This is a genomic window from Nitrospirillum guaranorum, from assembly GCF_034653275.1.
Taxonomy (GTDB): Bacteria; Pseudomonadota; Alphaproteobacteria; order Azospirillales; family Azospirillaceae; genus Nitrospirillum.
Window position 1 is genome coordinate 705,410 of the sequence record NZ_JAYEES010000003.1, and the last position, 12,120, is coordinate 717,529.

Sequence of the window (12,120 nt, forward strand, 5' to 3'; positions counted from 1 at the left end):
TTGCGCCGCGATCCTGGGGGGCGGACCCTGGCACCCATGGATTTCACCTTCGCCATCGCCGAGCTGGCGGGCGCCGTCGCCCTGTTGTTATGGGGCGTGCACATGGTGCAGACGGGCGTGCAGCGCGCCTTCGGCGCCCGGCTGCGCGCGGTCTTGGGGCGGGCGCTCTCCAACCGTGCCCGCGCCTTCCTGGTGGGCATGGGGGTGACGGCCCTGCTGCAGAGCAGTACCGCCACCGGCCTGATGGTTTCCGGCTTCGTGGCTGGCGGGCTGGTGGATCTGGTGCCGGCCCTGGCCGTCATGCTGGGCGCCAATGTCGGCACCACCCTGATCGTCCAGGCGCTGTCCTTCAACGTCGCGTCCATCGCCCCGGTGCTGATCCTGGTGGGCTTCCTGCTGTTCCGCCGGGGCGCCAGTCCGTCGCGGGACATGGGCCGCGCCTTCATCGGTCTGGGCCTGATGCTCATGGCCCTGCACCAGTTGCTGGCCATCATCGCGCCTTATGAGGACGCGCCCAGCCTGCGCATGATCCTGGGGGCCATCGCCACCGAGCCGGTGGTGGACGTCATCCTGGCGGCGGCGCTGACCTGGGCCGCCCATTCCAGCGTGGCGGTGGTGCTCCTGACCATGTCGCTGGCGGCGCAGGGGGCCGTGCCGCCGCATGCGGCCTTCGCCCTGGTACTGGGCGCCAACCTGGGCACGGCCATCAATCCGGTGCTGGAGGGGGCCGCCGGCGACGACCCCGCCGCCCGGCGCCTGCCCCTGGGCAACCTGTTGAACCGGGCGGCGGCGGTGCTGCTGGGCTTGGCGGCGCTCAACCGCATCGGGCCGTTGATGGTGGGGCTGGAACCGGACGTGACCCGGGCGGTAGCGGATTTCCATACCCTGTTCAATCTGGCGGTGGCGCTGCTGTGCTTCCCCCTGCTGCCGCTTTACGCCCGGCTGCTGGCCCGCCTGCTGCCGGCACGGGTGGACGCGGCCGACCCGGGGCGCCCGCTCTACCTCGATCCATCCGCCCAGGGCACGCCGGTGGTGGCCCTGGGCAACGCCGCGCGTGAGGCGCTGCGCCTGGTGGACGTGCTGGAGGCCATGCTGCAAGGCCTGCGTGACGCCTTGGAGGAGGGCGACCGCCGCCGCATCGCCGAGACCAAGCGCTTGGACGACGTGCTGGATCGGCTGAACACCGCCATCAAGGCCCACCTTTCCGCCCTGGACACCGATGCCCTGTCGGATGCGGACCAGCGGCGCGTGTTGGAAATACTGACCTTCGCCCTGAACATGGAACACGCGGGCGACGTGGTGGACCGCAACCTGATGGGCCTGGCGCGCAAGCGGCTGAAACGCGGCCTGGTCTTCTCGGCGGAGGGGCAGCGCGATCTGCTGGATATGGTCGACAGGCTGATCGTCAACCTGCGCACCGCCGGTTCCCTGTTCATGACCGGCGATGCCCGTGCCGCCCGCCTGCTGGCGGGGGAGAAGGAGGCGTTCCGCCGGCGGGAGAACGCGGCCACAACCGCCCACTTCGCCCGCCTCAGCGCGGGCCGGGTGGACAGCACGGAAACCAGCGCCCTGCACCTGGACCTGCTGCGCGATCTGAAGCGGGTGAACACCCACCTGGTGGAGGCGGCGGCCTACCCCGTCCTGGAACGCTCCGGCGACCTGCTGCCCAGCCGGCTCAAGGGCCGCCAGCCAGCGGACGGCCGGGACGGGTGACGCAAGGGCATGGGGCTCACCCCATGCCGCCATGGTCCCCGGCTACTCCTTATCCCACTCGCGGATCACCGCCAGCCACAGGGCCAGGGTTTCCGAATGCGGGCTGGTCAGGGGCTGGTTGTCGGTCTTGACCGAGGTCTGGACCATGACCAGCTTGGTCTTGGGATCGACGAAGATGTATTGCCCCTCGGCCCCCTGAAGGGCGAACAGGCGGCGGCCGTCGGGGCTGACCTTGGGTGGCAGCACCCAGACCTGGTAGCCATAGCCGTAAAGGTGCGACGCCGTGCCCGACGCCACCTGCGCGTCGGCCGGGTCCAGGGTGGTGGCGGCCAGCAACCAGTCCTTGGGGATCAGCTGCTTGCCTTCCCACGCGCCGTCGTGAGCCAGCAGGCGGCCCAGGCGGCCATAGTCGCGCAGGGTGGCGTTGAAGCCGGAACAGCCGATCTCCTGCCCGCTGGCGTCCACCTCCCACCGCGCCTCCGCCTCCGCCCCCATGGGTTGCCAGACCTTGGCCGCCAGATAGTCGGACAGGGATTGGCCGGTAGCCTGGCGCACCACCGTGGCCAGCGTCTCGCTGTCGCCGCAGGAATATTGGAAATGGCTGCCGGCGGGGGTGGCCCGGCTGTACTTGGCCAGCGCCGTCCCCTCGTCCACCCCGCTGTGGATGTCGTGGAACAGGCTGCGCGGCTCCGCATCCTCGAAGGCCACGCCGGACGACATCTGCAGCAGCGCCTTCAGCGGGGTCTGGCCATAGGCGCTGCCCTTCAGGGTGGGAACGTAGGCTTCGGCGGGGTCGCCGATGCCCTTGACGCGGCCGTCGGCGATGGCAGCCCCCAGCAGCAGGCCGACCAGGGTCTTGGCCATGGATTGCGAGGTGAAGCGGTCCTTGTCCGTGCGGCCGTACTGGTAGCGTTCCACCAGGATGGTGTCGTCCTTCAGGATCAGCAGGCCGGTGGCCGGCACCCGCGCCATATAGTCGGCCAGGCCCAGCACCGGGCCGTCCTTCAAGTGCAGGATGTCGGGCACGTAGTGGATGGCCGGTTCCGCGGCCGCCCGCCTGAAGGCCCAGGGCTTGGTCGCCGCCGGCAGGGTGTGGGTCTTCACCAGGCTGTCGTAATGGCTGAATCCCCAGACCATGTGGGGCTTCTCATACCAATCATCCCAGGTGCCGGCGGGATAGCCCTGCGCCTGGCCGTAGGCGGCGGCGTCGGGGCCGCCAGGCTCGAAGATTTGGGCGCCGGCGGTTCCGGTCAGCAGGGTGGCGGCCACGGCGGCCGCGATCAATCCGGTACGGCGCATCAGGCATCCCCCTCCTCTGGTGATGGCGTGGTGTCCCCGGGCCCCAAGTCGGCGCCGGCCAGCCTGTCCATCAGGTCGGCCGCCAGGCGCAGCACCTCGCGCTCCGTCGGGGTCAGGGTGGTGATCATGGCGCGGGCCAGGGCGGTGCGCCGGCCGTGCACGTCGCCGAACAGGCTGCCGCGGCCGGTATCGGTGATCTCGATGCTGATCTGGCGGCGGTCCGCCGCGTCCGGACGGCGAACGATGTGGCCCTGCGCCTCCAGGTCGGCCAGCAGGCGGGTCAGCGATTGCGGCTGGATGCGCAGGTAGGCGGCCAAGGCCGTGGCGGTGGCCGGCCCCTCGCGATGCAGCTGGCCCAGCACCCCCAGCTTGGTCGTGCTCATGCCGTCCGCCGGCCGGGAGGTCAGCAGGCGGCGGGACAGGGCGGCGGTGCTGCGGTGCAGTCGCCGCGCCGTTTCCAGCGCCGCCTCGAAGATCGCGTTTTGCTCATTCATATACCAAGCTATGGCTTATTATTTTGTCGACGTCAACGATGGTTTTCAGCCGGCCAAGCGTTGTTTGTGATAAGGCGCGCTTCTCAACTATCGAAACCGCCAACATCAACCGTGGAAACACCCGTCGGCAAAGTTTCAAATAAAACAAAAGACTGGGAGTTTGCCGCGCCGCAGCGAGTTTTCAGCCTGGTTGACGGAGGTGGGGAAAATCGCCGTGGCAATTAGTCGCGTACGTACGGATGCTATTGATTGGCTGGATGAAATATGCCTTTTGTCATACGACATAGGCGTAAAAGAAGCATCATGGGCGATGCATGGGTGTCGCGCGCCCTTGCCCGGATAATAAGCCTTCGCTTGGGTTTTTGACGGCCGTTCACGGGCCACCCTGGTGGGCTCCTTCCAATTCGAGACGGCGCCCGGCTTTCCTTCTGGCCGCCTTGGAGAAAACGACCATGGTGGCCTTCCCCGATGGCACGAACGGCGCGGTTGCCGGCAGTGCGGATTTTCAGCCGGCCGAGGGTGGGTTGCTCGCCCGGTGGCGTCGCGCCCGCTTCATGGCGCCGGCCGACATCGGCCTGTTCCTGCGCAGCGCCAAGACGGATGGCGCCATCGGCCGCTGGCGGGGTGAGGTTGGCCAGCGCGCGGCGTTCGAGAACGCCTACGGCACCTTCGACGACCCGTGGGCATCGGGAAGCGAGCGCTATCGGTACCAGGGCTGGAAGTATGACCGCATCGTCGATTGCCTGCCCCGGGGCCGCCAGTTCAAGCGCGCGCTGGACCTGGGATGCGGGCTCGGGCTGCTCAGCACCCGGCTGGCGGCCCGGGCCGACGCCGTGGTCGGGATGGATATCGCCCAGGCGGCGGTCGACCGTGCGGCCGCGCGTGCCGCTGCCCACGCCAATGTCAGTTTCCGCCAAGGCGACGTCCTGGACCTGCCGCGGGACCTGGATGGCCAGTTCGACCTGGTGGTGATCGCGGACACGCTCTATTACCTGCCGCTGCCCATCACGCCCGCCCTGTTGAAGGGGGTGGCGGCGCGGGTGGCCGGCTTGCTGGCGCCCGGGGGTGTTTGCCTGCTGGCCAACCACTACTTCTTCGCCGCCGATCCGGAATCGCGGCTGTCGCGGCGTATCCATGAGGCCTTCGCCTGGTCGCCGCGTTTCCACCTGGTGCGGGAAAGCCGCCGCCCGTTCTATCTCGTCAGCCTGTTGGATCACCTGTCCCAGGGCTGAACGGGGCCGAGTCTTCGGCGCGCCGCCGCTGGATGTGGGCCTGCATTCCGCGCAGCCAATGGTCGCGCAGGACGGCGGGCCGGCTGGGGTAGCGGTCGTCCAGGAAATCGGCCGCCGTCACCCGGTCGGCACGGAAGTGGCGGAAATCCTGGCGCAACTCGCACCAGGCCACCAGTAGGCGTACGGTCTGGAAATAGGCGACGGTGACAGGCCAGACGACGCGGTCGCTGGGCCGGCCAAGTTCATCGGCATAGCTCAGGCGGATCTTGCGCCCGGCATGGATCCAGGCGCGGGTGCGCGCCATGTCCAGACCGTCCGGCGTGGGGGCCGGCGGCCGGGGCGGCATGCGCGTCGCCGGCTCCAGCACATAGGGGCGCAGGCGGTCGGGCAGGGCGGCGGCGATCTTGGCGATCAGGTCCTGGGCGGCGCGCGCCAGGGCGGGGTCCGCCTGGGTGCTGACCCATTGCGCGCCCAGCACGGCGGCCTCGATCTCATCGGGGGTCAGCATCAGGGGCGGCAGGTCGTACCCCTCGTCCAGCACATAGCCGATGCCGGCCTCACCCCGGATGGGTACCCGCTGGGCCATCAGGTCGGCGATGTCGCGATAGACGGTGCGCTTGGACGTCTCCAGCTCCGCCGCGATGGCGTCGGCCGTCAGGGGGCGACGCGTGCGGCGCAGGATCTGGATGATCTGGAACAGGCGGTCGGCGCGTCTCATGGGGGCATCCTGGCTTCATGCTGCTGACAGCATGTTGGCAGCAGGATGGCAGTAGAACGGGGCCATCGACAAGCCATCGCCCTCAGGCCATCACCAAGGAAAACCAACCGCCATGACCGCCGCCCGCAACACCCACGCCCGCAACACCCACGCCCGCAGCATGCCCGCCCAGCCCATCACCCTCTACACCGGCGGCGCCCTGTTCGGCCTGCCCGACGCCAGCCCCTTCTGCATCAAGGCGGAGGTGCAGCTGAAGATGGCCGGCCTGCCCTACATGAAGGTCCAGGGCATGCCCGACCAGGGCCCCAAGGGGCAAATCCCCTATATCGAGGACGACGGCACCCGCCTGGGCGACAGCACCTTCATCCGCGGCCATGTCGAGAAGACCTACGGCGTGGATCTGGACGCCGGCCTCACGCCCCAGCAGCGGGCCCTGTCCTGGACCATCGAGCGCCTGCTGGAAAACCAGCTGTATTGGACCGTGGTCCACAGCCGCTGGCTGATCCCCGAGAACTTCGCCAAGGGCCCCGCCCAGTTCTTCACGCGGGTGCCGGAGGCGATGCGGGACCAGATGCGGCAATCGGTGCTGGAGCGGGTGACCAACAACGTGCGCGCCGCCGGCCCCGGGCGCCATTCGGATGCGGAGATCGCGGATCTCTGCGACCGCTCCCTGTCCGCCCTGTCCCTGTTGCTGGGCGACCAGCCCTACCTCCTGGGCGACCGGGCCACGGCGGTGGACGCCACGGCGCTGGGCGTGCTGGCCAGCCTGCTGACCCCCTACTTCGATACCGAGGTGCGCCGCCGGGTGCTGAACTATCCCAACCTGCTGGCCTACACCGACCGCCTGATGGCGCAGTTCTTCCCGGACTTCGCCTGGGTGCCGGCCGCCGCTTGACGGAACCTCCGCCACCATGGCGGGTTAGGCCCCCTGCTCCCCAACGTCAGCGGAAGCAGGGCGCCCATGCTAGTCCAGCCAATAGATTACTTTCTGGTCGCCTGGTTCGTTCTGGCGCTGGCGTCGGCCGTCTATGTCGGTATCGACCAGTATCGCCACAATCCGGAACCGCCGGTGATGAAGTGGGGCTTCATCCTCATCACCCTTTACCTTGGTCCCCTTGGTCTTCTGCTCTATGTGCTGGTCGACAAGGAACCCCGGCCGGGCGGGCATGAGGACTTCATCCGGCCCCTGTGGAAGCAGGGGGCTGGCTCCACCATCCACTGCGTGGCGGGTGACGCCACCGGCATCGTGCTGGCGGCGGTGATAACGGCGGGGTTCGGCCTGCCCATGTGGCTGGACCTGATTGTGGAGTACCTGTCCGGCTTCGCCATGGGGCTGTTCATCTTCCAGTCGCTGTTCATGCGATCGGCCATGGGCGGCGGTTATTGGCAGAACGTGCGGGGCAGCTTCCTGCCGGAGTTCATCAGCATGAACTTCATGATGGCCGGCATGGCGCCGGTCATGTGCTTCCTGATGATGGGGCGTGACATGCGTGCCATGGAGCCGGCGGAGCTGTTGTTCTGGGGTACCATGGCGCTGGGCATCGGCGCGGGGTTCGCGACGGCCTATCCCGCCAACGTCTGGATGGTGGCCCGGGGAATGAAGCATGGGCTGATGACCCAGCGGAAAGGACAGCACCATCACCACGACATGAAATCCGATGCCACCAGCGCCCAGGTGGCCGCGTTGGGTGGCGTCTCCCTGCTGGCGTTGGTCACGGGCATGCTAGCGCCGGCCAACTGGTTGAACCTGGATGTGTCGGCGCGCGACGTGGGCGGGGCCATCATGCCGCCGGGCATGGTCATGGACCGCGACACGCCGGCGGACGCGATGCGCGACATGGCCGCCGTGGATCCACGGCGTGTGACGGCGGCCTTCAATGGGGACGTCTTGGGGGACCGCGAGTTGCCCTACCGGCTGGAGGGCGGCGTCAAGGTCTTCGACCTGCGCGCGTCCGTCATCCGCTGGACGATTCTTCCCGGCGTCACGGTCGATGCTTATGCCTACAACGGCCAGATCCCGGGACAGCGTATCCATATCCGCCAGGGCGACCGTGTGCGCATCAACGTCGCCAACGCCTTGCCGGAACCCACCACCGTCCATTGGCATGGCTTGGTGGTTCCCAACGGCATGGACGGGCCGGCGTGGGTGACGCAGCCGCCCATACCGCCTGGCGGACGGTTCAGCTACGAATTCACGGCCGTTCAGCACGGCACCTACTTTTATCACCCGCACGCCAACCCCGACCGCACGCAGGCGCTGGGGCTGTACGGGGCGTTGATCATCGATCCCGCCGACCCGAAGGATGAGGTGCCGGCCGACCACGACTACGTGATCCAGTTGCAGGAATGGTTGCGCCGCGACGGATTGACCTTCCCAGCCATGCCCATGGACGGCGGCCACCCCAACTATTTCACCATCAACGGCCGCGCCTATCCCGCGACGGAAACGGTGCGCATGAAGGTGGGTGAGACGCTGAAGGTGCGCTTCATCGGCACCAACACCGGCTTCGTCCACCCTATGCATATCCATGGCGGGCCTTTCCTGGTGGTGGCCCGCGATGGCCAAACCCTCCCCCCATCCGCCCGGTACGAAGCCGACACCGTGAACGTGGGGCCGGGGCAGCGCTATGATGTCATATGGGCGGCACGCCTGCCGGGGAAGTGGCTGATCCATTGCCACATTCCCCACCACACCACCAACAACAACACCGAATCCCGGGGCGGCGGCGGGTTGATGGTGGTGATCGACGTTCAGCCCTGAGGGCCGTCCTCGCGGAACACCAGTTCCAGAAGGATGGCGCCGCCGCCAGCACTGGGGGGCGTGCGGATGAACAACCGCCGTTCCCCCAGGTCGGGAAGGTCCATGGTGGAATAGGGGGTGGCCAGGCCTTCCAGCTTGGCGCGCATGGCCCGGTAGTTTTCCGACCGGCCATCCATGCGGAAGGCCACATGGTCCAGCATCTCCCCCGACCGGCCCACCGGGTCGCCCGATCCGGGGATCAGGTGCACGATGGGCTGGCCCTCGGCGTACAGCCAATAACCGGGAAAATCGAAGGGCGGGCGGTACCCGGGCTTCAGGTCCAGCACCGCCTCCAGGAAGCCGCGCGTGGCCTCCAGGTCGGCGGTGCGCAGCGTGGCGTGGTCCAGTTGCATGACCGCCCCCGCCTTCAGATCGTCTCGGTTTCGCGCACGGTCAGCGGGCTGCCGGCGGCGAAGCGGGCGATCTCATCCTTGCGCAGGAAGGCCACGCCGGGATGGCTCTTGGCGTAGGTCAGGAACTTGTCCCACACCCGCACCATCTGCGGCGTGCCGCTGATGCGGTCGTGCGCGCTGATGGACATCATGCGCCGGCGGTGGCCCGCCTCCTCATACAGCTGGTCGAAGTCCAGGGTGACCTGTTCCAGGAACTGGTTGGGCGTGTAGTTACGGCCCTCGATCAGCACGATGTCGTTGTTGCGCAGGGTGTAGGGCACGACCACGAAGTCGCGGCCGTCCACCTGCTCGATGAAGGGCTCATCCCGGCTGACGTCGTCGATGTGGTAGAGGTAGCCCAGCTCCTGCAACAGCGGCAGGGTGTAGGGGCCGCGGCGCAGCCAATTGGCGTTGTAGCCCACGGGCGTCTGGCCGGTGACCTCCGCCACCATGGTGCGGGCCTCGGTCAGGAAGCGGCGTTCCTCCTCCCGGCTCATGGCGTATTCGCTGCTCCAGCGCGGGCCGTGGCCCGCGGCCTCATGGCCGCGCTTCACGATCTCGCGCGCCAGGTCCGGGTTCTTGCGCACCGCCTCGCCGATCATGTGCGAGGTGACCTTGACGCCGTGCTTGTCCCACAGGTCCAGCATGCGGGGCACACCCTCGCGATAGCCATAGGCGAACCAGGTGTTGGCGACCGGATCGCTGGGCACGCTGTCGGGGAAGTCCACCTTGGGGAAGGGGTTGTCGGTGCCCTTCAGCGGCTGGCCGCCCGCCTCGAACTGCATGGACACGCTGATGACCAGGCGGGTGTCTCCGGGCCAGAAGCCGGCTCCCTGGGGTTTAGGGGGCGCCGGCTTCACGGCGGGGGCCTTGGGGCTGGACTCGGCGGCCCCGGCGGTGGCGCTGCCCAAGGCCATGCCGGCGGCCAGCACGCCGGCACCAGCGCCGGCATGGGTCAGGAAGCCGCGGCGGCTGGCGATGATATCGGTGCTCATGGCTGGTCGCTCCTTCTACTGGGCCACCACGCCCAACTGGCGCAGCAGGGTCAGGTTGTCTTCGATGTGCCAGTTCTCGGCGATGCGGCCGTCCTGGACGCGGTAGAGGTCGGTGGCGATGAAATCGACGGTCTGGCCCTTGCCCTGAACGTCGCCGAAATGCCCGGTGAAATGGCCCTGGAAGCGGAAGTGCACGGTCACCCGGTCACCGGCCACCACCAGCTGTTCGACGCTGGCCGTCAGGTCGGGGATGGCCGCCCGCACGAAGGCCGAGGCGGCCAGCGGCCCCGGCACGCCCTGGGCGCGGCCCGGGGGCAGGGTGCGGTCGGTGAAGTGCGGCGCCAGCGCCGCGTGGGCCAGGGCCTCATCGCCGGTGGACCAGAATGTGGCGTAGCGAAGGGCGGCCAGGATTTCGGCATCGGCCTGCGCCTTGGGCAGGCTGGCGTCCACGGTCACATGTTTGGGCTGAACCAGGGTGTCGGCGCCGGCCGCGAGGGCCAGGGGCGAGGCGGTCAACGCGAAGGCCAGGACGGTGCCGCGCATCACGGAAAGAGGCATCTTACGCTCCATCGACTGGGGAAAAGGCGATTGGGGGATGAATTCGATGGGCAAACGGTAGCCTAAGGTTTAGTTCGCAAGAATATGCCGTGATCGGCAGTGTCTGTTGTGTTATTCGCAAGAATATGGCCGACACCTTTTCCGATATGGCGACCTTCGTCCGCGTGGTTGAGGCGGGCAGCCTGTCCGCAGCGGCCCGCGAACTGGGACAATCGCTGGCCGTCATCAGCCGCCGCGTCAGCGGGCTGGAGGAACGGCTGGGCGTGCGCCTGCTGAACCGCACCACCCGTACCCTGGCCCTGACGGAGGAAGGCGCCGCCTACCACGCCCGCTGCGTCCGCATACTGGCGGAGGTGGAGGAGGCGGAGATGGAGGCGACCAAGGGCCGCCACACCGCCACCGGCCTGCTGCGCCTGACCTCCACCGTGGCCTTCAGCCGCCACTTGGCGCCCCTGCTGCAGGAATTCCAGGCGCTGCACCCCGGCCTGCAGGTCCACCTGCATGCCGCCGATACCCTGTTCAACATCATCGACAACGGCTTCGACCTCGCCATCCGCTTCGGCGCGCTGGCGGACAGCAGCCTGATCGCCCGCCAACTGGCGCCCAACCGGCGGGTCATTTGCGGCGCGCCCGGCTATCTCGACCGCCGGGGCCGGCCACGGGTGCTGGAGGATCTGCTGGGGCACGACTGTCTGCTGTTCGGCGACCCGCCGCCCGACCAATGGACCTTCGCCGATGGGCGCGGCGTCCGCGTGCGGGGCCCCCTCAGCAGCAATGACGGCGAACGGGCGCACGCGTGGGCGCGCGCCGGCGCCGGCCTGGTGCTGAAATCCATCTGGGACGTGCATGAGGATATCGCCGCCGGCCGGCTGGAGGTGGTGCTGCCCCACCTGCCGCTGCCGGCCGCCCCCCTGCACGCCGTCTATCCCCACAGCCGCCACGCCGCCGCCAAGGTGCGCCTATGCGTTGACTTCCTGGCCGACCGCCTCCGGCGCATGACGCCGGCCTTGGTTGATCATTCATGAAAACGGAATGATAAAACCAGCTCATGGCCATTTTCGCAGGAAACACTGAAGCGTAATCCTTTGGGTGTCGGGCCGGCGATGACGCCCAGGCCCTCTCCTCCTGAAGATAAGGATGCGCATCATGACCCGTTTAACGAACAAGACCGCCCTGATCACCGGCGGCACCAGCGGCATCGGCCTGGAAACGGCCCGCCAGTTCATCAATGAGGGCGCCCGCGTCGCCGTCACCGGCAGCAGCGCCGCCAGCGTGGCCCAGGCGCGCGAGGCGTTGGGCGATAAGGCCCTGGTCATCCAGGCCGACGCCGGCGACGTGGCCGGCCAGCAGGCGATCGCGGCCAAGGTGCGCCAGGCCTTCGGCACGCTGGACGCCGTGTTCATCAACGCCGGCGTGGCCGATTTCCGCCCGGTGGAGGCCTGGGACGAGGCGGGCTTCGACCGCTCATTCGCGGTGAACGTGAAGGGGCCCTACTTCCTGATCCAGGCCCTGGTGCCCTTGCTGGCCAACCCGGCCTCCATCATCCTCAACACCTCGATCAACGCCCATATCGGCATGCCCAATTCCAGCGTCTACGCCGCCACCAAGGCCGCGTTGATCTCCATGGCACGCACCCTGTCGGGGGAACTGATCGGCCGGGGCGTGCGGGTGAACGCCGTCAGCCCGGGCCCCATCTCCACCCCGCTTTACGGCAAGCTGGGCCTGGCGGAGGCCGACCTTAAGGCCATGGCCGCCGGCATCCTGGCGCAAATCCCCGCCGGCCGCTTCGGCGACCCTGTGGAGGTGGCCAAGTACGTGGTCTTCCTGGCGTCCGACGAGTCCCGCTTCACCGTGGGCAGTGAACTGGTCATCGATGGCGGCATGAGTACGCTGTAAGGCCGAAGGACGGCGGCGGGCGG

The 12,120-nt window shown here is 68.3% G+C and carries 12 protein-coding genes; 6 read left to right on the plus strand and 6 right to left on the minus strand.

Annotated elements, in window-relative coordinates; translation table 11 throughout:
* Positions 1-36: 36 nt before the first annotated feature.
* Complete coding sequence (locus UAJ10_RS12165) at positions 37-1,713, plus strand: Na/Pi cotransporter family protein (RefSeq protein WP_322915599.1); 1,677 nt, start codon at positions 37-39, stop codon at positions 1,711-1,713.
* A 42-nt stretch (positions 1,714-1,755) separates the two neighbouring features.
* On the opposite strand, the gene UAJ10_RS12170 is transcribed toward UAJ10_RS12165, so the two are convergent.
* Entirely contained in the window at positions 1,756-3,012 is a 1,257-nt protein-coding gene (locus UAJ10_RS12170; RefSeq protein ID WP_322915600.1) for a serine hydrolase domain-containing protein, read from the minus strand.
* The gene (locus tag UAJ10_RS12175; protein ID WP_322915601.1) at positions 3,012-3,506 is read right to left on the minus strand and encodes a MarR family winged helix-turn-helix transcriptional regulator; all 495 of its coding nucleotides are present in this window, start codon (positions 3,504-3,506) and stop codon (positions 3,012-3,014) included. Before UAJ10_RS12175 ends, UAJ10_RS12170 begins: the two co-directional genes overlap by 1 nt.
* Before the next feature lie 452 nt (positions 3,507-3,958).
* On the opposite strand from UAJ10_RS12175, the gene UAJ10_RS12180 reads away from it, so the two are divergent.
* Positions 3,959-4,738: a class I SAM-dependent methyltransferase gene (locus tag UAJ10_RS12180; protein ID WP_322915602.1), complete on the plus strand. Its 780-nt coding sequence runs from the start codon at positions 3,959-3,961 to the stop codon at positions 4,736-4,738.
* Here the strand turns inward: UAJ10_RS12180 and UAJ10_RS12185 are convergent.
* Positions 4,707-5,456 (minus strand): helix-turn-helix transcriptional regulator, encoded by a 750-nt coding sequence (locus UAJ10_RS12185; RefSeq protein ID WP_322915603.1) that lies wholly within the window; start codon positions 5,454-5,456, stop codon positions 4,707-4,709. The two genes, UAJ10_RS12180 and UAJ10_RS12185, sit on opposite strands and share 32 nt — an antisense overlap.
* Positions 5,457-5,568: 112 nt before the next feature.
* Here UAJ10_RS12185 and UAJ10_RS12190 point away from each other — a divergent pair, with 112 nt between their 5' ends.
* Together UAJ10_RS12190 and UAJ10_RS12195 are read left to right on the plus strand one after the other, a co-directional pair.
* Complete coding sequence (locus tag UAJ10_RS12190; RefSeq protein ID WP_322915604.1) at positions 5,569-6,351, plus strand: glutathione S-transferase family protein; 783 nt, start codon at positions 5,569-5,571, stop codon at positions 6,349-6,351.
* A gap of 66 nt (positions 6,352-6,417) precedes the next feature.
* Entirely contained in the window at positions 6,418-8,217 is a 1,800-nt protein-coding gene (locus tag UAJ10_RS12195; RefSeq protein WP_322915605.1) for a DUF4396 domain-containing protein, read from the plus strand.
* On the opposite strand, the gene UAJ10_RS12200 is transcribed toward UAJ10_RS12195, so the two are convergent.
* Genes UAJ10_RS12200 through UAJ10_RS12210 form a run of 3 tightly spaced genes read right to left on the minus strand, consistent with a single transcriptional unit; the run spans position 8,208 to position 10,201 of the window.
* Complete coding sequence (locus tag UAJ10_RS12200) at positions 8,208-8,609, minus strand: VOC family protein (RefSeq protein WP_322915606.1); 402 nt, start codon at positions 8,607-8,609, stop codon at positions 8,208-8,210. The genes UAJ10_RS12195 and UAJ10_RS12200 overlap by 10 nt on opposite strands.
* Positions 8,610-8,623: 14 nt before the next feature.
* Entirely contained in the window at positions 8,624-9,643 is a 1,020-nt protein-coding gene (locus UAJ10_RS12205; RefSeq protein ID WP_322915607.1) for a polysaccharide deacetylase family protein, read from the minus strand.
* 15 nt (positions 9,644-9,658) lie between these two features.
* Positions 9,659-10,201, minus strand: coding sequence for an ester cyclase (locus tag UAJ10_RS12210; protein ID WP_322915608.1), 543 nt, complete (start codon positions 10,199-10,201; stop codon positions 9,659-9,661).
* Between the two features lie 125 nt (positions 10,202-10,326).
* On the opposite strand from UAJ10_RS12210, the gene UAJ10_RS12215 reads away from it, so the two are divergent.
* Both UAJ10_RS12215 and UAJ10_RS12220 read left to right on the plus strand, forming a co-directional pair.
* Complete coding sequence (locus UAJ10_RS12215; RefSeq protein ID WP_322915609.1) at positions 10,327-11,226, plus strand: LysR family transcriptional regulator; 900 nt, start codon at positions 10,327-10,329, stop codon at positions 11,224-11,226.
* A 121-nt stretch (positions 11,227-11,347) separates the two neighbouring features.
* Positions 11,348-12,097: an SDR family oxidoreductase gene (locus tag UAJ10_RS12220; RefSeq protein WP_322915610.1), complete on the plus strand. Its 750-nt coding sequence runs from the start codon at positions 11,348-11,350 to the stop codon at positions 12,095-12,097.
* The last annotated feature ends 23 nt before the right edge of the window (positions 12,098-12,120 follow it).

Bases quoted from the DNA above. Each gene is read 5' to 3' on its own strand.
- UAJ10_RS12165 (WP_322915599.1), top strand. From the start codon at position 37: ATGGATTTCACCTTCGCCATCGCCGAGCTGGCGGGCGCCGTCGCCCTG.
- UAJ10_RS12170 (WP_322915600.1), bottom strand. From the start codon at position 3,012: ATGCGCCGTACCGGATTGATCGCGGCCGCCGTGGCCGCCACCCTGCTG.
- UAJ10_RS12175 (WP_322915601.1), bottom strand. From the start codon at position 3,506: ATGAATGAGCAAAACGCGATCTTCGAGGCGGCGCTGGAAACGGCGCGG.
- UAJ10_RS12180 (WP_322915602.1), top strand. From the start codon at position 3,959: ATGGTGGCCTTCCCCGATGGCACGAACGGCGCGGTTGCCGGCAGTGCG.
- UAJ10_RS12185 (WP_322915603.1), bottom strand. From the start codon at position 5,456: ATGAGACGCGCCGACCGCCTGTTCCAGATCATCCAGATCCTGCGCCGC.
- UAJ10_RS12190 (WP_322915604.1), top strand. From the start codon at position 5,569: ATGACCGCCGCCCGCAACACCCACGCCCGCAACACCCACGCCCGCAGC.
- UAJ10_RS12195 (WP_322915605.1), top strand. From the start codon at position 6,418: ATGCTAGTCCAGCCAATAGATTACTTTCTGGTCGCCTGGTTCGTTCTG.
- UAJ10_RS12200 (WP_322915606.1), bottom strand. From the start codon at position 8,609: ATGCAACTGGACCACGCCACGCTGCGCACCGCCGACCTGGAGGCCACG.
- UAJ10_RS12205 (WP_322915607.1), bottom strand. From the start codon at position 9,643: ATGAGCACCGATATCATCGCCAGCCGCCGCGGCTTCCTGACCCATGCC.
- UAJ10_RS12210 (WP_322915608.1), bottom strand. From the start codon at position 10,201: ATGCCTCTTTCCGTGATGCGCGGCACCGTCCTGGCCTTCGCGTTGACC.
- UAJ10_RS12215 (WP_322915609.1), top strand. From the start codon at position 10,327: ATGGCCGACACCTTTTCCGATATGGCGACCTTCGTCCGCGTGGTTGAG.
- UAJ10_RS12220 (WP_322915610.1), top strand. From the start codon at position 11,348: ATGACCCGTTTAACGAACAAGACCGCCCTGATCACCGGCGGCACCAGC.